Here is a 19,420-nt window from a genome sequence, read left to right on the forward strand (position 1 = left end):
GCCGAAAATACCGTGGAAATCTTCAAAGAGTTTACCTTCGAATCCGCCCACCGCCTGCCCCACGTCCCCGACGGCCACAAGTGCGGACGCCTGCACGGTCACTCGTTCAAGGTCGCGCTGCACCTGAGCGGCGACCTCGATCCGCACACTGGCTGGATTCGCGATTTCTCCGAGATCAAAGCGTTCTTCAAGCCCCTGTACGAACGCCTCGACCACAACTACCTGAACGACATTCCCGGCCTGGAAAACCCGACCAGCGAAGTGCTGGCCAAATTCATCTGGAACGAGATGAAGCCGTTGCTGCCGGAACTCAGTGCGATCCGCATTCATGAGACGTGCACCAGCGGGTGCATTTATCGCGGCGAATAAGCACCACACATCTCCTGTGTAGGAGCTGCCGCAGGCTGCGAGCTTTTGATCTTTGTTTTTTACAATCAAAATCAAAAGATCGCAGCCTTCGGCAGCTCCTACAGGGGCATCGCGTTCCCTCAGGGAAATGGAGAACAGCCTTTACGGCTGTTTTTTTATGCCTATGCTTTTCGTTCTCCCGCCAAGAGGACAGACCCATGACGGAATGGCTGCTGGATCAGGTCTTTGACTTCAACGGGCATCAGGTGCGCTATACCGTGCGCGGTGACGGTCCGCCGCTGGTGTTCGTGCATGGCACACCGTTCTCGTCTTACGTATGGCACCGCATCGCCCCGCACTTTTTCGCCACGCACCGTGTGCACTACTTCGATCTGCTTGGTTACGGACAGTCCGCGCAGCCAGACGCCGACGTCTCCCTCGGCGTGCAGAACGAACTTCTGGCGCAACTGCTTGATCACTGGAATCTGCAAACTCCAGACGTGGTCGCCCATGATTTCGGCGGTGCCACGGTGTTGCGCGCGCACGTGCTCGACGGCAAGGATTACCGCAGTCTGACCCTGATCGACCCGGTCGCCTTGACGCCGTGGGGCTCGCCGTTTGTACAGCATGTGCGTCAACACGAAGCAGCGTTCAGCGGCCTGCCCGATTACATCCAGCGCGCCATCGTGCCGACCTATATTAGGGGCGCGATTCACCGCCAGATTGCCGATGAGCAACTGGCGCCGTATGTGCAGTCGTGGCTGGGGGATCCGGGCCAAGCGGCGTTCTACCGGCAGATTGCGCAGATGGACGAACGCTATACTCGCGAAGCCGAAAGTCTGTACCCGACGATACGCTGCCCGGTGCAGATTCTCTGGGGCGAAGAGGATCAGTGGATTCCCATCGAACGTGGCCGGGCCTTACAGCAGATGATTCCCGGGGCGCAATTTCACGCCATCGCCAATGCCGGCCACCTCGTCCAGGAAGATGCGCCCGAAGCCATCGTCGCCGCCCTGCTGCGCTTTCTCTGAATCACACACCTGCACCTGTAGGAGCTGCCGCAGGCTGCGATCTTTTGATCTTTGTTTTTTACAATCAAAATCAAAAGATCGCAGCCTTCGGCAGCTCCTACATTGGGCTTCGGTGTGGTCAGGTGCACCGTTTTCGCGCCTGACTTCACCATGTCGCCTATACAGACCCGGCCCGACCGCGTTTGGCACGACCGCTGCAACCCTCCTGCGTCTTCCCCTTCCAGCAAGGACTGCCCCATGACGCAGAACGCCTCCGGCAACGATTACCCGCTCAGTGAAGTGCCGATGCACGCGCGCAAAGGCCTGGCCTCTACGGCGATGGTGTTACTGGGTTTCACGTTTTTCACCGCGACCATGTTTGCCGGCGGCAAGCTGGGGGTCGCGTTCGGTTTTGCCGAGATGATGGCGGTGATCATTGTCGGCAACCTGTTGCTCGGTCTGTACGCCGCGGGCCTGGGTTACATCGCCTTCAAGAGCGGCCTCAATTCGGTGCTGATGGGGCGGTTCTGTTTTGGCGAAGTCGGCAGCAAGCTCAGCGACCTGATCCTCGGTTTCACTCAGATCGGCTGGTACGCCTGGGGCACGGCGACGGCGGCGGTGGTGATCGGCAAATACTTCGATCTGAATGAGGCCACGGTGCTCGGCCTGATGGTGTTGTTCGGTCTGGGCTTCTGCGCCACGGCGTACATCGGTTATCGCGGACTGGAAATTCTCTCTTACATCGCGGTGCCGGCGATGATGTTGCTGTTAATGCTGTCGATGTGGGTGGCGACGGTGAAAGTCGGCGGCTTCGAAGGTTTGCTCAGCGTGATACCGACGGGTTCGCTGGACTGGTCGACAGCGATCACTCTGGTGTTCGGCACTTTCGTCAGCGGCGCTACGCAAGCCACCAACTGGACGCGATTTTCGCGCTCGGCAAAAGTGGCGGTGCTCGCCAGTCTGATCGGCTTTTTCATCGGCAACGGCCTGATGGTGCTGATCGGCGCATACGGCGCGATCGTCTATCAGCAGCCGGACGTGGTTGAAGTGCTGCTGTTGCAGGGCTTCGCCATGGCCGCGATGGCCATGCTCCTGCTGAACATCTGGAGTACGCAGGACAACACCATCTACAACTTCGCCGTGGCCGGCTGCAACCTGCTGCGTACCGGGCGGCGCAAAACCGTAACCCTCGGTGGTGCGGTGATTGGCACCCTGCTCGCCCTGCTGGGCATGTACGACATGCTGGTGCCGTACCTGATCCTGCTCGGCACGGTGATTCCGCCGATTGGCGGGGTGATCATGGCTGACTTCTTCTACCGCTGGCGCGGGCACTATCCGCGTCTGGCCGACGCACGGTTGCCGGCGTTCAACTGGCCGGGGCTCGGGGCCTATGGGGTGGGCACCGTCGCTGCGTTCAGCTCGCCATGGGTCGCGCCGCTGGTAGGGATCGCCGCTGCCGCGCTAACGTATGTCATCGTCACCGGTGTGCTCGGCGCCCGTCGCCTAAGCGCGCCACTACAAGACCTATAAAAAGGATTCGCCTGATGCACATCATCAACGCCCGCCTGCGCAACCAGGAAGGCCTGCACGAATTGCACCTCGAAGACGGCCTGATCCACAGCATCGCTCGCCAGACCGAAGCGCCGACCCTCGGCCCGGATGACCTCGATGCCGGCGGCAATCTGGTGGTGCCGCCCTTCGTCGAGCCGCACATTCACCTCGACGCCACCCTTACCGCCGGCGAGCCGCGCTGGAACATGAGCGGCACGCTGTTCGAAGGCATCGAGTGCTGGGGCGAGCGCAAAATCACCATTACCGAAGAAGACACCAAGACCCGCGCCAAGAAGACCATTCAGGCGCTGGCCGCCCACGGCATCCAGCATGTGCGCACCCACGTCGACGTCACTGACCCGCAACTCACTGCGCTCAAAGCCATGCTCGAAGTGCGCGAGGAAAGCCGGCACCTGATCGACCTGCAAATCGTCGCGTTCCCGCAGGAAGGCATCGAGTCGTTCCGCAACGGTCGCGAGCTGATGGAGGAAGCGATCCGCATGGGCGCCGATGTGGTCGGGGGCATTCCGCATTTCGAATACACCCGCGATCAGGGCGTCAGCTCGGTGAAGTTCCTGATGGACCTGGCCGAGCGCACCGGCTGCCTGGTCGACGTGCATTGCGACGAGACCGACGACCCGCATTCGCGCTTCCTTGAAGTGCTCGCCGAAGAAGCGCGCAGCCGCGACATGGGCGCCCGCGTCACCGCCAGCCACACCACGGCGATGGGCTCTTACGACAACGCCTACTGCGCCAAACTGTTCCGCCTGCTCGGCCATTCCGGGATCAGTTTTGTTTCCTGCCCGACCGAAAGCATCCACCTGCAGGGACGTTTCGACAATTTCCCGAAACGCCGCGGCGTCACCCGCGTCAACGAACTGCTCGAAGCCGGGATGAACGTGTGTTTCGGCCAGGATTCCATCGTCGATCCCTGGTACCCGCTGGGCAACGGCAACATCCTGCGCGTGCTTGAAGCGGGTCTGCACATCTGTCACATGCTCGGTTATCGCAACCTGCAAAGCGCGCTGGACCTGGTCACCGACAACAGCGCCAAAGCCATGCACCTGGGCGAGCGTTACGGCCTGGAACAGGGCCGCCCGGCGAACCTGCTGATTCTGTCGGCGGACAGCGATTACGAGGTGATCCGCAGCCAGGGCCTGCCGCTGTATTCGATTCGTGACGGCAAGGTGTTGATGAAACGGCAGATGCCGGTGGTGGAGTTCAGCCGAGAATTGCGCTGAGTCGAATGCAAATATTCCATTTGCCACAAACCCTGTAGGAGTGAGCCTGCTCGCGATAGCGTTCTTTCAGTCGATGGAAATGTGGCTGACACACCGCCATCGCGAGCAGGCTCACTCCTACAAGAGCATCGCTAGTGGCCGAATCAAGCGATCAACCGCGCCGTGCCAAACAATCTGACGCGCAGCAACTCCCCTTCTGAAACCTCAAGCAAAACCGGTGCAGTGCCGCCAGGCATGGTCACTTGCACTTCCCCCGCCTCGACCCAACCCACCCGCCACGCCGCACAAGCCACTGCGCTGGCACTGGTGCCGGATGACGCGGTCGGCCCCTCGCCGCGCTCGAACACCCGGGCAAGGATTTGCTGCGGTGACGCCAGCGCAGCCCATTGCAGATTGACGCCCGCCGGGCAGGGATTGCCGGCACCGGTGGGCATGGCATAGGCAATAGCGGTCAGCCGTTCGTTCAGGGGCGATTCACGCATCTGTTGGTTGCCCGGCAACGCGGCCGCATCGCTGAGCAGCGTTACGCAGTGGGGATTGCCGATGCGCACGAACTGGCTGTGGGTCCAGTCGGGATCGAGTTGTGCCAGGGGCCGGACATGACTGACGTCACGGTGATTGAAGTGAACGCTCTCAACTGACTGCGCCCCCACGGCTCGCGCGCCGAATCCGGGCTGTCCGAGATCAAGCCAGAAACCGCGCACGCCTTCGACCTCGGCCGGTTTCACCGAGGTTTCCAGCGCCTCGCCCTTGTCATGATGAACGCGCAACACTGCACCCTGCGCCGGCATCAGGCCTTGCTCGGTCAGCGCCTGAGAAAAAATCGTCAGGCCGTTGCCACTGCGTTCGGCGAGGCTGCCGTCGGTGTTCACGATCAGCACATCGAACGGTGCACACGTCTGAAACGGGCCGATCAGCAGACCATCACTGCGGTGCGGTTTGCTGTTGGCCGGGCGCAGGCCTTCGGGCCAATGGCAGCACAGGGCGATGGCGGCTTTGCTCCATTGCTGCCGAGACGTGGCGCATTCGGCGGCGCTGACCGGCAAAGCAATCCCGGCCTCGCGCAAGGCTTGGGGCGAAACCACGGCGTAGATATTGCCGCGTGCGTCGTAGAAGCTCGTCATGCCTTGGTCCCGTATTCCATGCTGGCGAAAATCCAACTGTAAACCGCAATCCCCTGTAGGAGTGAGCCCGCTAGCGATAGCGGTGTGTCCGTTAAAAAATTGTCGACTGACACACCGCTATCGCGAGCAGGCTCACTCCTACAGGGTAGGATGTTCACCGTTATGCCCCGAAGGCCTGAGATCGAACCTCAACGCCGTCAGAATGTCACTCGGGATGCAGTTGTTTTTTTGCCAAGGATCGATATGACCAGCCTCAACCCCCAAGACACGTTCGTCCCCGGACGCCTGGAACAGATGTCCACGCGCGTCGCTTTTTTCATCGCCGGCCTCGGCATCGCCGCGTGGGCGCCGCTGGTGCCGTATGCCAAGGCGCGGGCCGGGCTGGATGAGGGCACGCTGGGGTTATTGCTGTTGTGCCTGGGCGTCGGCTCGATTCTGGCGATGCCGCTGGCGGGGATTCTCGCGACGCGCTTCGGCTGCCGGCGTGTGGCCACCGGCGGCACGTTGCTGATCTGCGCGGCGCTGCCTTTGCTGGCGACGGTGTCGTCGATCCCGGCGCTGATCGCCACGCTGTTCATGTTCGGTGCCGGCCTCGGCACGGTGGATTCGACGGTGAACCTGCAAGCCGTGATCGTCGAGCGCGCCAGCGGCAAGCACATGATGTCGGGCTTCCACGGCTTGTTCAGCCTCGGCGGCATTGTCGGTGCGGCGGGCGTCAGCGCATTGCTCGGCCTCGGCCTGACGCCGCTGGCGGCGATGCTGGTGGTGGTGGTTTTGCTGATCGGCGCCTTGCTCAAGTGCGTGCCGCACATGTTGCCCTACGGCAGTGAAAGCTCCGGCCCGGCCTTCGCCATTCCCCACGGCATCGTGCTGTTTATCGGCGGCATGTGCTTCATCGTGTTCCTCACCGAAGGCGCGGCGCTGGACTGGAGCGCCGTGTTCCTCGCCCAGGAACGCGGAATCGACACGGCGTACGCTGGAATGGGTTACGCAGCGTTCGCCCTGACCATGACCGTCGGACGTCTGCTGGGTGACCGCATCGTGCGCAAGCTGGGTGCCACGCGGATCATTCTGTTCGGCGGGCTGCTGGCGGCGACGGGGTTGTTTCTCGCCACCTTCGCGCCGAGCTGGCAAGCGGCGCTGGTCGGTTACGCGCTGGTCGGCGCCGGTTGCTCGAACATCGTTCCCGTGCTGTACACGGCGGTAGGCAAGCAGACAGTGATGCCGGAAAGCATCGCGGTGCCGGCGATTACCACGCTCGGCTACGCAGGGATTCTCGCCGGGCCGGCGGTGATCGGTTTTGTCGCCCATGCCAGCAGCCTGAGTTTTGCCTTTGGGCTGATGGCGGTGTTGCTGGTCGCTGTGGCGATCGGCGGGAAAGTCCTGAAGGTCTAAAGCAAAAGATCGCAGCCTTCGGCAGCTCCTACAGGGCGAACATCCTGTAGGAGCTGCCGAAGGCTGCGATCTTTTGATCTTGTGTTTTAAAAACCGACGCTGGCCTGCACGAAGAACGTGCGCGGTGCGCCGACATACATCCCCGAGTTGTTGTCGCTGGAGCGGGTGAAGTACTGCTTGTCGAAGACGTTTTTCACCCCGGCGCCGAGCTTGAGGTTCGACACCTGCGGGCCGAAGTCATAGCCGCCGCGCACGTTCCAGGTCACGTAACCCGGAATGTCGCCGTACTGCCCGTCCGCTGTGCCTTCGGTGATGTAGTTGCCATTGAAGCTGCCATCGGCATTCACTCCGGTGCCCGGCGAACGTTGTTTCGATTGGGCGAAGCCGTCGATGTTCCAGGTCCAGCGATTGATGTCGTAACGCAGCCCGACCGTGGCCACCTGCCGCGAATAGAACGGCAGATCGCGGCCCTTGAAGCCGGGAATCTCGCCTTCATAGGTGGCGCGGGTGTAGGTGAAGCCGGCATTGGCGGTCAGGCCATCGAGGCGCGGGTCGAGTGCCGCCATGTCGTAGTGCACGGACGCTTCGATGCCCTGGTGCTTGGTGGCGCCGAGGTTGGTCCAGCCGACGTCGTTGCTGATGTATTGCAGCTCGTCGTCGAAGTCGATGTAGAACAGCGTCACCTCGCCACCCCAGACATCATCGTTGTAGCGCGTGCCGATCTCGTAGGTCTTGGCCTTTTCCGGCTCCAGACCGTTGGCGGTGCTGTCACCCGAACCGCCCTGGCCGAGCTGGAAATACTGCAGGCTGCCGAACGAGGTCTCGTAATTGGCGAACAGCTTCCAGGCGTCCGACAGGTGATACATCACGCTCAGCGCCGGCAGCGGTTCGTTGCTTTCGATGCTGCGTTTTTTTTCCGGGACCGGCCGGCCAGCGGTGTCGAGCACGGCGCGGTCATGCCAGTCGGTACTGATGTGTTCAAAGCGGATGCCCGGGGTGATGGTCCAGTTGCCGACGTCGATCTTGTTGTCGACATACACCGAGTTGGCCTCGGTGCCACCGGTGCGATCCTGGAACACATGGCCGTCGGAGGTCGGTGTGACCACTGGCTGGTTGTTGACCAGCGCCAGACGGCTGGATTCTTCGTGCATTGCTTCTTTCAGATAGCGATAACCAACGCTGACTTCCTGGGTGGTCGGGCCGACATCGAACACCCGCGACACGCGCGGCTCGATGCCGAGGGTGTAATAGGAACGCGGGTACGAGCTGAGGGTGCGCTGATCGCGCGCGGCGATGGTACTGCCGCGAAAGCTGTCGGTGTAATAGGTGAGGATCTCCGCCTGAGTGCGCTCATCGATCTGGCGAATCCACTTGAACGACACGTCTTTGCGCCGGCCACTGAACTGATCGTAGTCACGCACCGATTGGTAAGGCTTGTCGTCGTACTGACGCTGGGTCAGGCCGCCGGGCATGTCGGCGCTGGCGTCGTAGTAGTGAAAATTGAGACTGAAATCATCCTGATCGGTCGGCGCCCAATGCGTCTTGAGCAGCACGTCGTCGATGTCATTGCCGTTGTTGCGTTCGCGATAGCCGTGGCCGTTGACGCCGGAGTACAACAGTGCGACGCCCATGCCGTTGTCGGCCGTGCCGCCGAGGAACGCCGTGTCGATGTGTTTCCAGCCGCCGTACTGCGTGGTCTCGAGGGTGGTGCCGATTTCACCGGTGGTTTTTTCCGGAATCGCACGAGTCACGAAGTTGATTACGCCGCCGACGTTCTGCGGCCCGTAACGCACGGAACCGGCGCCCCGCACCACGTCGATGCTGTCGAGATTGCCCGAGGAAATCGGCGCCATCGACAGTTGCGGCTGGCCGTACGGGGCAAACGCGGCAGGTACGCCGTCGATCAGCACGGTCGAGCGTGGCGACAGGCGCGAAGTCAGACCGCGCACGCCAACGTTGAGAGAAATATCGCTGCCGCCGGTGCCGTTGGAGTCCTGCACCTGCACACCGGGCACGCGTTTGAGCACGTCGCTGACGTTCATCGCACCCTGCTCGACCATCGCTTCGCGGCGAATCACCGTACGTGCGCCGGGATGGTTCTGCACCACCGCCGCATCGGCGTCACCGAGCCAGTCGCCGACCACTTTGATGTCGGTCACGCCGAGCTCCAGCGGGCCACTGCTGGCAGCCGAAGTGGCGGCCGGCGCGAGCGTCACCGAGCCATCGCTGATCTGATAATCGAGGCCGCTGCCCTGCAACAACTGGCGCAGCGCCTGCTCCGGCGAGAGGTCGCCGTCGACCGCTGGCGCCTGTTTGCCAGCCACCAGCTCAGGGCTGAAAAACACCTGCAGCGAGGTCTGCTGGCCCAGCTCGCTCAAGGCCTGGCCCAGCGGCTGCGCGCGGATATGAATGGCTTCGGCGGCAAATGCCAACGGCATCGCCGTGTTGACCGCGAGCGCCAGCGCGAGTGGCAACCAAGGGGATTTTTTATTGTGGGTTATGGTGATGTTCACGTCGTACGGAGTCCTGTAGATCGCAAGAGTGTGCGGCTGTTAATGCAAACCAGTTGCAGTTGAACAGGAAGACGCTGAACGGGAAAAAAACCTGAATGCTATCGGGAAATTATTTCCTGACTGCCATCGGCGAGGGTGCGCACGGTCACCGGCAGGATGCTCGGCAAGGCTTTAAGCAAGGCCTCGGTGTCGTCGGATTTGAACACGCTGGTCAGGCGCAGGCTGGCCACGTTCGGCTGAGTGACGGTGAGCGGCTTGTCGCGATAGCGTGATACTTCTGCCGCCACTTCGCTGAGGCTAGCGTTGTTGAACACCAGTTTGCCGTGGCGCCATGCAGTCAGTTCCGCCGGGTTGACCGGGTATGCCGGCAGGACTTTGCCTTGCGCATCGACCGAAGTGCCGAGGCCTGCGCTGAGGTTGATGAACTCGTCGTCCCGCGCATGACTTCCCTGCACTTTCACCGTGCCCTGCTCCACCGCCACACGGGTTTGCGTGGCCTCGCGGCGCACATCGAAACGTGTACCGGTGACCGTGACCTTGCCGCTACCGGCCTCGACGACAAACGGCCGCGAGGGGTCATGTGCAACGCTGAACATCGCCTCGCCTGCGCTCAACTCGATCACCCGTCGATCCTGCTCGTAACGCACCTGCAAGCGGCTGCGACTGTTCAGATCAATCACCGAGCCATCCGGCAACGCCACATGTTTGCGCTCGCCCTGCGCCGTGGCGAACCCGGCGCGGTAACCGCCGGGATGATTCAGCCCACTGAACAGGCCAAGTCCCAGCGCAACGGCCAGGACACTCGCGGCCACGGCATAACGCAACAACGGACGTCGTTCGCGGCGAGGTGGCGCAGTTTCAACAAGCGCTTGCAGACGCGACGTCGGCAGCCGATCAGCCGCCGCCCACAATCCTTGCAGCAGTTGGAATTCTTCGCGGTGTTGCGGATGCTCGTTCAGCCAGGCGTCGAAGCGCTGCTGTTGTTCGACGCTGACATCCGGCTCCTGCAAGCGCACGAACCAGCCTGCCGCCTCGTCACGCATCGCGGTTTGCCCACAGGCGCAATCACCCGTCTCCATCATGGAATGTCCTGTCCGGCTGAGAATGAAAAGGTGCGAGCGCTCATGATTGCATCCCATCCAGCCGCTCACGCAGATGCCGCAGGGTGCGGATCATATACTTTTCGACCATGTTCTTGGACAGCCCGAGGCGCTCGGCAATTTCTGCCTGCGTCAGGCCTTCGATTTTCTGCCAGACAAAGATCTTGCGACAGTTGAGCGGCAGCTCGGTGAGCGCGCGTTCGATGGAATCCGCCAACTGGATCGCGTGCATGTAGTGCTCCGGGTCGCCCGCTGATGACGCACTGTCATCGACCGCCTCCGACTCCATGGCGCCCCGCCGGTCCTCACGCCGGTAACCATCGACCGCGATATTGCGCGCGGTCTGGTGCAGATACGCGCGCGGCTGCTGCACCGCCGCCGAATCCGCCTCGAGCACCCGCACAAAGGTGTCGTGCGCCAGATCCTCGGCCTGCGCGCGATTGCGCAGGCGCCGAGTCCAGGTGCCGATCAACTCTTCGTAATGCTCGAAAAAGCCGGATCTGCGGGAGCGCATGGGGGATGGACGGCGTGGTGAGGAAAGGGGCGTGAATAGTAATGCTTCCTATTAAGCCCGGCAATTCATTCCTTTGCATGCAAACGCGCTCAGCAACAACGCTACACCATTGCACACGATCAGCGTTGCGCCCAACGCCTGAAGCCGACCGACAAGCATTAGTCCCGCGCCTATCAGCAAGTAATACATCAACCCCAGCAACGCCCCGGCAGTACCCAGCCGATCGGCGTAATCCACCAGCGCCAGGCCCAGAACGTTGGGAATGGCCATGCCGAATGCCAGCACGATCAACAGCATTGGCAGCAGGAACGCGGCGCTGTCTTGCAGTAACCAGACGCCAATGCCACCAGCCAGTCCGCACACCGCTGCGAGCCGGATCAATTGCATCGCCGCGTACCCGGCCAGCAACAGACGCTTGTTGAACCACGCGCCAAGACCCGAACCCAGCGCGAGCAACACGCCGCTGTAGCCGAACCACTTCTCGCTCATGCCCAAGCGCTGGAACATGAATGGCGCGAGGCTGTAGTAACTGAACAGCGCGACGTTGAATGACGCAACCCACAACGCTGAGCGCCAGATCCCGAGGTCGCGCAGCATGAGCCAGAGGGTTTCGGAAAGACGGATGTCCGGCGTCTGTTCCGGCCGCGACTCCGCCAGGCCGTACCAACTCCACAGCCACAAACAAGCCGCGAGCAGCACCAACGCGCCGAGCACACCGCGATACCCGAACACCTGCACCAGACTGGCACCGCTGAACAATCCAATCGCCGGGCTTGCCGCCAGTGCGACGCCCACCAGCGAGAAGACCTGCGCCAGTTCGGCGCCCTTGAAGCGATCACGCAATACGGTTTGCGTGACCACCGAAGCCACCGCCGCGCCAAACGCTGCCAGCCCTTGAACCAACAGCAAAGCGTTGAAACTGCTGACCCCCAGGCCGACCAGCATGGCTACGGCATAAAGCGCCAGTCCCGCCAGCATCACCGGACGCCGTCCGAAGCGATCACACGCGCGGCCCCACGCAACTACGCCGAACGCAAACGCGAGAAAAAATACCGACAAGGATTGCGCGGCCGCTTGCGGACCGACAGCAAACGCTTGCCCCATGTCAGCCAAGGCCGGGCTGTACAGCGTTTGCGCGATTTGCGGGAACATCAGCAACCCGATCGCCAGCGCCAGAAAACTTCGGTTATTCATCCCTCACGACTCCTCTACGAAAGCAGAGAAGTTTAAGAACCAACCGTTGGCGTATTATCCAGACCCCGCCAATTTATCGCTGAAATCGGACAACCCCATGGCCTGGCTCGATGCCCATACGACGTTTGATGCAGACAGTTTTGCCGCCCCGGTCATCGGCCTCGCCTCGACCCTGGGTGAACACGATTCCGGTATGCATCAGCATCGGCGCGGGCAATTGCTGTACACCCGGCAGGGCTGCATCCGGATTACCCTGGCGCAGCAGTTGTGCCTGTTGCCGCCGTCGCGGGCAGCATGGATTCCGGCTGGCGTCAGCCATCGCGCGGTGATGCAGCAGAGCGTCGATTATCGTTCGATCTACCTGGTCGATGACTTATGCCATGAGTTGCCGCATGAGGTCTGCGTCATTGAAGTCAGACCCTTGCTGCGCGCGGTGCTCGAACCCATGGCGACGGCGGCGTTCGACACTGACTGGCGAACAGGCAAATTCGCCCACTTGCTCGGGCTGTGTCTGAGTGAAATCAATGACGCGGCGCAGCAACCGATGCTGTTGCCATTGCCTTGGGACAAACGAATTGCACCGCTGCTGGCGATGCCCGAACGCCTGCCACCCGCGCTGCATGTGCTGGAACAGCAGATCGGCGCCAGCAGCCGCACGATCGGGCGGATCTTCCAGCGCGAGACCGGCATGAGTTATCAGCAATGGCGTCAGCAGTGGCGCTTGATGCGCGCGATCGAACTGCTTGCCACCGGGCGAAGCCTGAGTTACTGCGCTTTTCAGTTGGGGTTTGCCAGCGACAGCGCGTTCATCGCCTTTTTCAAATCAATGACCGGCAGCACACCGGGCCAGTGGCTCAAGTAAGCAACTGACGATCGACCGCAGAAATAATTTGCCACGAAATATTACTCGCGTCATATTACAGCCGTAATAACGAACCGTTTCCTCAGGTACTGACGCCATGACCAGCATGCCCTCCCCCGATTCTGTTCCGGTCAAGACCCGGCCTCCCCTGTTCAAACGCCTGTTGATCGCCGGCAGCGTTTTGCTGGTGTTGATCCTGGCGGGCATGTACGCCTTGCACTGGTGGGGCGCCGGACGCTTTCTGGAGGAGACCGACGATGCCTACATCGGTGGCAACGTCACAGTGATCGGGCCGAAAGTGGCCGGTTATATCGAAGAGGTGCTGGTGGGCGACAACCAGTCGGTGAAGGCCGGCGATGTGTTGATCCGCCTCGATGCCCGGGACTATCGCGCCAATCTGGCCAAGGCCGAAGGCGCTGTGGCGGCGGAACAAGCGCTGCTGGCCAACCTCGACGCAACCGAGCAATTGCAGCACGCGGTGATCGGTCAGGCCCGCGCCGGTATCGACGCAGCAAGCGCGGAAACGGCGCGGTCACGGGATGACAACACACGCTACAAACGTCTGGTGAGCAGCAACGCAGTGTCGGTGGAAAGTGCGCAGCGCGCTGACGCCACGTTCAAGACCGCACAAGCCCTGAGCGCCCGAGCGCAGGCCGAACTGCTCGCCGCGCAACGGCAACTGGCGGTGATCGAAACCCAAAAACAACAAGCCCGCGCCGCCCTGCAGCAGGCCCGCGCTGAACGTGATCTGGCCGAGTTGAACCTCGGTTACACCGAACTGCGCGCGCCGGTCGATGGGGTGATCGGCAATCGCCGCGCCAGGGTCGGCGCCTATGCCCAGGCCGGTTCGCAACAACTGTCGGTGGTGCCGGCCAGCGGTCTGTGGGTCGATGCCAATTTCAAGGAGGACCAACTGGCGCGGATGAAACCCGGGCAACGCGTGAGCATCCGCGCCGACGTGCTGTCCGGGCAGGAATTCCACGGCCATCTCGACAGCCTCGCCCCGGCCACCGGCTCACTGTTCAGCGTGTTGCCGCCGGAAAACGCCACCGGCAACTTCACTAAAATCGTTCAGCGCGTGCCGGTCAGAATCGTCCTTGATCCGGCCGATGGCGTGCTCGGTCACCTGCGCCCGGGTCTGTCGGTGACCGCTGAAGTCGACACCCGCGCCGAGCCGCAAACCTCCGCCGTGGCTGTCGCGCCATGAGCACCCGCCTCGCCGCTCCTGCGCAACCGTTCAATGCGGCAGACATGAGCACTGCGACAAAGGTGTTTGCCTTCGCCACCATGTGCATCGGCATGTTCATCGCCCTGCTGGATATCCAGATCGTCTCGGCGTCGCTGCGCGATATCGGCGGTGGCCTGTCCGCCGGCACCGACGAAACCGCATGGGTGCAGACCAGCTACCTGATCGCCGAAATCATCGTGATTCCGTTGTCGGGCTGGTTGTCGCGGGTGTTTTCCACGCGCTGGCTGTTCTGCGCCTCGGCAGTCGGTTTCACCCTCGCCAGTCTGCTCTGCGGCCTGGCGTGGAACATCCAGAGCATGATCGCCTTCCGCGCATTGCAAGGCTTTCTCGGCGGCTCGATGATTCCGCTGGTGTTTACCACCGCGTTCTTTTTCTTCACTGGCAAGCAACGGGTGATTGCCGCCGCGACCATCGGCGCGGTGGCTTCGCTGGCACCGACGCTGGGGCCGGTGATCGGTGGCTGGATTACTGACATTTCTTCCTGGCACTGGCTGTTCTATATCAATCTGGTGCCGGGGATTTTCGTCGCCGTGGCGGTGCCGATGCTGGTCAGGATCGATCAGCCGGAACTGTCGCTGCTCAAGGGTGCGGACTACCTGAGCATGGTCTTTCTCGCGCTGTTCCTCGGTTGCCTGGAATACACCCTCGAAGAAGGCCCGCGCTGGAACTGGTTCAGCGACCAGACGATCCTCACCACCGCGTGGATCAGCGGCCTGGCCGGGCTGGCCTTCATCGGCCGCACTCTGCATGTAGCCAATCCGATCGTCGATCTGCGGGCCTTGAAAGACCGCAATTTCGCCCTCGGCTGCTTCTTTTCCTTCGTCACCGGCATCGGCCTGTTCGCGACGATCTACCTGACGCCGCTGTTCCTCGGCCGCGTGCGCGGCTACAGCGCGCTGGACATTGGTATGGCGGTTTTCTCCACCGGGGTGTTCCAGATTCTGGCGATTCCGCTGTATGCCTTTCTGGCCAATCGCATAGATCTGCGCTGGATCATGATGCTCGGCCTGGGCCTGTTTGCCTTGTCGATGTGGGAGTTCAGCCCGATCACCCACGACTGGGGCGCCGGGGAATTGATGCTGCCGCAAGCACTGCGCGGGATTGCCCAGCAACTGGCGGTGCCGCCCGCGGTGACGTTGACGTTGGGTGGACTGGCACCGGCGCGACTCAAGCACGCGTCAGGGTTGTTCAACCTGATGCGCAACCTCGGCGGTGCGATTGGCATCGCGGCCTGCGCGACGATTCTCAATGACCGCACCAACCTGCATTTCACCCGGTTGGCCGAGCATTTGAACAGCAGCAATGAGGCGATGAACCAGTGGCTGTCGCAGGTCGGCGGCAACTTCGCCCATCTCGGCCAGAGCGGCGATGTCGGCGTCACTGCCAGCCTGCGCCAGTTGTGGCTGGTGACGTATCGCGAGGCGCAGACGCAGACCTATGGCGATACGTTTCTGATGATCATGGTCTGCTTCATCATCGCCACGGCGATGGTGCCCTTGATGCGCAAGGTGCAACCACCGGCGGCGCCGACTTCACAAGCACATTGAAGATTCCCTTGTAGGAGTGAGCCTGCTCGCGATAGCGGTGTGTCAGGTAGCAAACATGGTGACTGACATACTGCTATCGCGAGCAGGCTCGCTCCCACAAGGGATCTGCGTGAATGCCTTAAGCCTGCGGCAGTTTGCGGAAGCCCACCGCCAGGCGATTCCAGCCATTGATGGTGTTGATTGCCACGGTCAGGTCAACCAGTTCCTTCGGCGAGAATTGCGCAGCCACCACGTCATAGTCTTCGTCGGGTGCGTGGGTCAGGCTCAGTTGCGTCAGGGATTCGGTCCACAGCAGCGCGGCACGTTCGCGCTCGCTGAAGAACGGCGCTTCGCGCCATGCCGTCACGGCGAACAGGCGACGCGGGGTTTCGCCATCCTTGATGGCATCGGCGGTGTGCATGTCGATGCAGAACGCGCAGCCGTTGATCTGCGAGGCACGCAGCTTGACCAGTTCGATCAGGCTCTTTTCCAGCGGCAGTTTCGAGACGGCATTTTCCAGCGCCATCATCGCTTTCAGGGCATCGGGGGAAGCGGTGTAGAAATCGGCACGAGGTTGCATGGTGGGCTCCGGGGTAGCGATTGAATGTGTGGCTACGTTAGTCCCCGGGGGTGGTTCGGCAAATAGCCAATATTGCAGAAGAACGGTAGGCCACTCAGCGCGGCAACTGACCGCTCGTCACTCGACCGGCACCAAGGCTTGGGCGCGCGAGACCAATATCAGGTAATCCCCTTTATCAGGAGACGTACCATGATGACGCGCAAATTCACTTCGTTGTTGTTGGCCGGCCTGCTCGCCACGGCATCTGCCGCCAGCTTCGCCGCCAATGACAGCACCGACGCGACGGGCACCAAGTCAGGCGGCCCCACCAGCTCGACCATGCCGCCAGACAACACCCCGGGCTCGCCATCGGGCAGCACCGGCTCCGGCACCAACAACGGCACGGGCACGGGCACTGGTTCGAGCATGGGCACCGGCACGGGCACGGGCACCAATGGCGGCGCCAGCGGCTCCGGTTCCGGCGCGGGTGGCGGCACCGGTTCGGCCGGCGGCGGCACAGGTGGCGCGGGCGGTGGCACGGGCGGCTGAACGAACAAGAGTCATCCCAGATAGTCCTGAATACATCAGGACGATTGTGGAAGCGAGCCTGCTCGCGAAAGTGGTGTATCAGTCAACAAATAGGGTGACTGACATGCCTCTTCGCGAGCAGGCTCGCTCCCACTTTCTATTTATGTAAATTGAAAGAATCAGCGATCCGAACGCATCAGCTCGGCAAAACCTTCTTCCGGCGCGAACACCGCCGCCCGATTACGCCCGGCATTTTTCGCCTGATACAACGCCGCATCTGCACGCTGGATAAACACCTGCGGGCTGTCATTGCCATGGGGAATAAATGAATAACAGCCCAGGCTCACGGTGAGATAACCGGTCGGCGAGCCACTGTGAATAATGTGCTTGTCGATAACGCTGCGGCGTATCTGCCCGGCGATTGCCAGTGCCCCATTGATATCGGTGTCCGGCAACAGCACCGCGAACTCTTCACCACCGTAACGCACCGCCAGATCCGACTTGCGCTGGCAGCAGGTCTTCACCACTTGCGCCACTTGCGCGAGGCATTGATCGCCGGCGACATGGCCGTAAGCGTCGTTGTAGCGCTTGAAGAAATCGATATCGAGCATGATCAGGCTGACCGGACTCACCTGGCGCGCGCCACGGGCAAATTCGATGTCCAGCGAACGCTCGAACAAGCGTCGATTAGCCAGTCCGGTGAGGCTGTCGTGGGTGGCGATCTGCTCCAGCGCCAGTTGCGCCTTGCGCAGGTTTTTCTCGATGCGCTCACCATCGCGCACCTGATGAATGAACACCCAGCCGAACAGGCCAACCCCGAGAATCACCAGCGCGACAATCACGCTGGACTGGAATGCGCGGTCGTGCCAGCCCTGCAGAATGGTGTCTTGCGAAGTCGCGGCGGAGACCACCAGCGGATACGAGGCGAGCTGTCGATAGCCATACAAGCGGGTCACGCCATCGACCACTGAATTGAGCATCGCCGTGCCCGCGTTAGCGTTGGGCAACAGGGTTTGATAGATCTCGCCGTGGGCTACCGAGGTATTGATCAGCGACTCATCGAAAGGCCGTCGCGCCAGCAAGGTGCCGTCGGTCAACGCCATGAACATGATGCCGCTGTCATCAAGGCTGAAACTTTTGAAGAACTGATCGAAGTACGACATGCGGATGCCGGCCATCAGCACGCCCTGAAAATTGCCAACCTGGTCGTTGACGCGTCTGGAGATCGGGATGATCCACTCGCCATTTTCACGGCTGCGAATCGCCGGGCCGATGTGCGCCACGGTCGAGGCATTCTGCTGATGGAACTTGAAATATTCGCGATCGGCCACGCCGTTGCCACGGGGCAGATTGGCGAACGAAGTGATGACCCACTGCCCCTCGCGATCGAACAGAAATATGCCGTGCAACTGATCCAGCTGCTGCGCGCGGCGGGCGAAGATCCGTTGTAATCGAGGACGCTGCACCGCTCCGTAACCGTCATCCTGAATCCAGTCGACCAGGCTGGTCATCACCAGATCCGCTGCCCGCACGGTGTCTTCGGCCTGCTGGGCCATGGCTCGGGTCAGGTTGCCCGAAGCCATCTTCGCCACCGCCAGATCCTGCCGCCGCGACTGCTCCAGTTGCAGATACAACAAGCCGCACAGGCACAGGCTCACCGCAACGATGAACAGCACCGCCGCTTTGCGTAGCGGCAGGCGCTTGAGCGTGCCGGGGGCTTGATGCGGATCGTGAATGGGGATTGGCAAAAGCATGTCCTGGGCAGGTACGACAGGGGCGCGAGCCCGAAACCCTTGTGTTCGTGAGCGTAGCCCACCGGGATGCACGGAGCAAACGCCCGCCTCCCGCCCAGTTATCGGCGCCTCGCGAGTTTGGATGATCGCTTTTCGTCGATTTATTTGCGATTGCTTCTTTCCGGTTAATCAGTTGTGCAGGGCCAGCCGCCGCATCGCGCTGCTCAGATGCGCGCGAGCACTTTGCGCATCGCCTTCGCGCATTTGCTCGCTGGCGCGTTGCGCTATGGCATGCGGCACCGGTTTCAATTCGCGCTGGGTGGCCATGGCCAGCAGTTGAACCTGCGCGGCGCGTTCCAGGTAATACAGATCATCCCAGGCTTCGGCGATAGTCGGCGCGGCAACGATCACACCGTGGTTTTTCAGAAAAAGAATATCGGCGTCGCCCATGACGCTGGCGATGCGGTCGCCTTCGGATGCGTCCAGCGCGAGGCCGTGGTAATCCTCGTCCACGGCCGTGCGTCCGTAGAACTTCAGCGCGGTCTGCCCCAGCCACAGCAGCGGCGGGCCTTGCAGCAGGCACAACGCCGTGGCGTGCGGCATGTGCGTGTGGAACGCAACTTTTACCCGTGGCAACTGTTTGTGCAGGCGCGCGTGGATGTAGAACGCCGTGGCTTCGGGCTCGCCCTCGCCAGCGACCACGTTGCCGGCGAAGTCGCAGACCAGCAGATTCTGCGCGGTCACTTCCGAGAAAGCGTAGCCATAGGGATTGACCAGAAACAGATCATCATGCCCCGGCAGCATCGCCGAAAAGTGATTGCAGATGCCCTCCTCCAGGCCATGCAAAGCCGCCAGTTGAAAGCATGCGGCGAGTTCGTTGCGAGCCGTGCTGATCGCCTCGGTTTCGAGGTTCGGTGTCGATGCTCGTCTGGTTTTGGCTGTGCCGCTCAAGGTGTGCGCCATGGCAGTTCTC

Annotated in this window: 17 protein-coding genes; 9 read left to right on the plus strand and 8 right to left on the minus strand. The window is 61.7% G+C overall.

Annotated elements, in window-relative coordinates:
• The first annotated feature begins 12 nt into the window (after window positions 1-12).
• The 4 genes from queD (at window position 13) to codA (ending at window position 4,150) form a co-directional block, all read left to right on the plus strand.
• Entirely contained in the window at window positions 13-369 is a 357-nt protein-coding gene (gene queD, locus LIS66_RS17355; protein ID WP_042609100.1) for a 6-carboxytetrahydropterin synthase QueD, read from the plus strand.
• A gap of 197 nt (window positions 370-566) precedes the next feature.
• Window positions 567-1,379, plus strand: a complete 813-nt coding sequence (locus LIS66_RS17360) for an alpha/beta fold hydrolase (RefSeq protein WP_227972668.1) — start codon at window positions 567-569, stop codon at window positions 1,377-1,379.
• Between the two features lie 237 nt (window positions 1,380-1,616).
• The gene (codB, locus tag LIS66_RS17365) at window positions 1,617-2,888 is read left to right on the plus strand and encodes a cytosine permease (RefSeq protein WP_116658891.1); all 1,272 of its coding nucleotides are present in this window, start codon (window positions 1,617-1,619) and stop codon (window positions 2,886-2,888) included.
• Window positions 2,889-2,902: 14 nt separating this feature from the next.
• A complete protein-coding gene (codA, locus tag LIS66_RS17370; RefSeq protein ID WP_227972669.1) occupies window positions 2,903-4,150 on the plus strand; it encodes a cytosine deaminase in 1,248 nt (415 codons plus the stop codon).
• Between the two features lie 143 nt (window positions 4,151-4,293).
• Here codA and LIS66_RS17375 read toward each other — a convergent pair whose 3' ends face one another.
• A complete protein-coding gene (locus tag LIS66_RS17375) occupies window positions 4,294-5,274 on the minus strand; it encodes a diaminopimelate epimerase (protein WP_227972670.1) in 981 nt (326 codons plus the stop codon).
• 243 nt (window positions 5,275-5,517) lie between these two features.
• Between LIS66_RS17375 and LIS66_RS17380 the strand changes: the two genes are divergently transcribed.
• Window positions 5,518-6,669, plus strand: coding sequence for an MFS transporter (locus LIS66_RS17380; protein ID WP_064361391.1), 1,152 nt, complete (start codon window positions 5,518-5,520; stop codon window positions 6,667-6,669).
• An 86-nt stretch (window positions 6,670-6,755) separates the two neighbouring features.
• Here LIS66_RS17380 and LIS66_RS17385 read toward each other — a convergent pair whose 3' ends face one another.
• From LIS66_RS17385 to LIS66_RS17400, 4 genes are all read right to left on the minus strand, one after another.
• Entirely contained in the window at window positions 6,756-9,182 is a 2,427-nt protein-coding gene (locus LIS66_RS17385; RefSeq protein ID WP_227972671.1) for a TonB-dependent siderophore receptor, read from the minus strand.
• 98 nt (window positions 9,183-9,280) lie between these two features.
• Entirely contained in the window at window positions 9,281-10,264 is a 984-nt protein-coding gene (locus LIS66_RS17390; RefSeq protein WP_227972672.1) for a FecR family protein, read from the minus strand.
• A 40-nt stretch (window positions 10,265-10,304) separates the two neighbouring features.
• On the minus strand, window positions 10,305-10,796 hold the full coding sequence (locus LIS66_RS17395; protein ID WP_227972673.1) for a sigma-70 family RNA polymerase sigma factor: 492 nt from the start codon (window positions 10,794-10,796) through the stop codon (window positions 10,305-10,307).
• Between the two features lie 51 nt (window positions 10,797-10,847).
• The gene (locus LIS66_RS17400; RefSeq protein ID WP_227972674.1) at window positions 10,848-11,990 is read right to left on the minus strand and encodes an MFS transporter; all 1,143 of its coding nucleotides are present in this window, start codon (window positions 11,988-11,990) and stop codon (window positions 10,848-10,850) included.
• 97 nt (window positions 11,991-12,087) lie between these two features.
• Between LIS66_RS17400 and LIS66_RS17405 the strand changes: the two genes are divergently transcribed.
• The 3 genes from LIS66_RS17405 (at window position 12,088) to LIS66_RS17415 (ending at window position 15,648) form a co-directional block, all read left to right on the plus strand.
• Window positions 12,088-12,852, plus strand: a complete 765-nt coding sequence (locus tag LIS66_RS17405) for an AraC family transcriptional regulator (RefSeq protein WP_227972675.1) — start codon at window positions 12,088-12,090, stop codon at window positions 12,850-12,852.
• A gap of 97 nt (window positions 12,853-12,949) precedes the next feature.
• Window positions 12,950-14,059: an HlyD family secretion protein gene (locus tag LIS66_RS17410; protein WP_227972676.1), complete on the plus strand. Its 1,110-nt coding sequence runs from the start codon at window positions 12,950-12,952 to the stop codon at window positions 14,057-14,059.
• Complete coding sequence (locus LIS66_RS17415) at window positions 14,056-15,648, plus strand: DHA2 family efflux MFS transporter permease subunit (protein ID WP_064361397.1); 1,593 nt, start codon at window positions 14,056-14,058, stop codon at window positions 15,646-15,648. Before LIS66_RS17410 ends, LIS66_RS17415 begins: the two co-directional genes overlap by 4 nt.
• Before the next feature lie 118 nt (window positions 15,649-15,766).
• Here LIS66_RS17415 and LIS66_RS17420 read toward each other — a convergent pair whose 3' ends face one another.
• Window positions 15,767-16,207, minus strand: coding sequence for a carboxymuconolactone decarboxylase family protein (locus tag LIS66_RS17420; RefSeq protein ID WP_042609087.1), 441 nt, complete (start codon window positions 16,205-16,207; stop codon window positions 15,767-15,769).
• 189 nt (window positions 16,208-16,396) lie between these two features.
• On the opposite strand from LIS66_RS17420, the gene LIS66_RS17425 reads away from it, so the two are divergent.
• Window positions 16,397-16,735, plus strand: a complete 339-nt coding sequence (locus LIS66_RS17425) for a hypothetical protein (RefSeq protein WP_227972677.1) — start codon at window positions 16,397-16,399, stop codon at window positions 16,733-16,735.
• A gap of 158 nt (window positions 16,736-16,893) precedes the next feature.
• On the opposite strand, the gene LIS66_RS17430 is transcribed toward LIS66_RS17425, so the two are convergent.
• The gene (locus LIS66_RS17430) at window positions 16,894-18,462 is read right to left on the minus strand and encodes a sensor domain-containing diguanylate cyclase (RefSeq protein ID WP_227972678.1); all 1,569 of its coding nucleotides are present in this window, start codon (window positions 18,460-18,462) and stop codon (window positions 16,894-16,896) included.
• A 174-nt stretch (window positions 18,463-18,636) separates the two neighbouring features.
• Window positions 18,637-19,410, minus strand: a complete 774-nt coding sequence (locus LIS66_RS17435) for an aldolase (RefSeq protein ID WP_227972679.1) — start codon at window positions 19,408-19,410, stop codon at window positions 18,637-18,639.
• Between the last annotated feature and the right edge of the window lie 10 nt (window positions 19,411-19,420).

Origin of the sequence: Pseudomonas sp. HN2, from assembly GCF_020736465.1 — a bacterium.
Taxonomy (GTDB): Bacteria; Pseudomonadota; Gammaproteobacteria; order Pseudomonadales; family Pseudomonadaceae; genus Aquipseudomonas; species Aquipseudomonas moraviensis_A.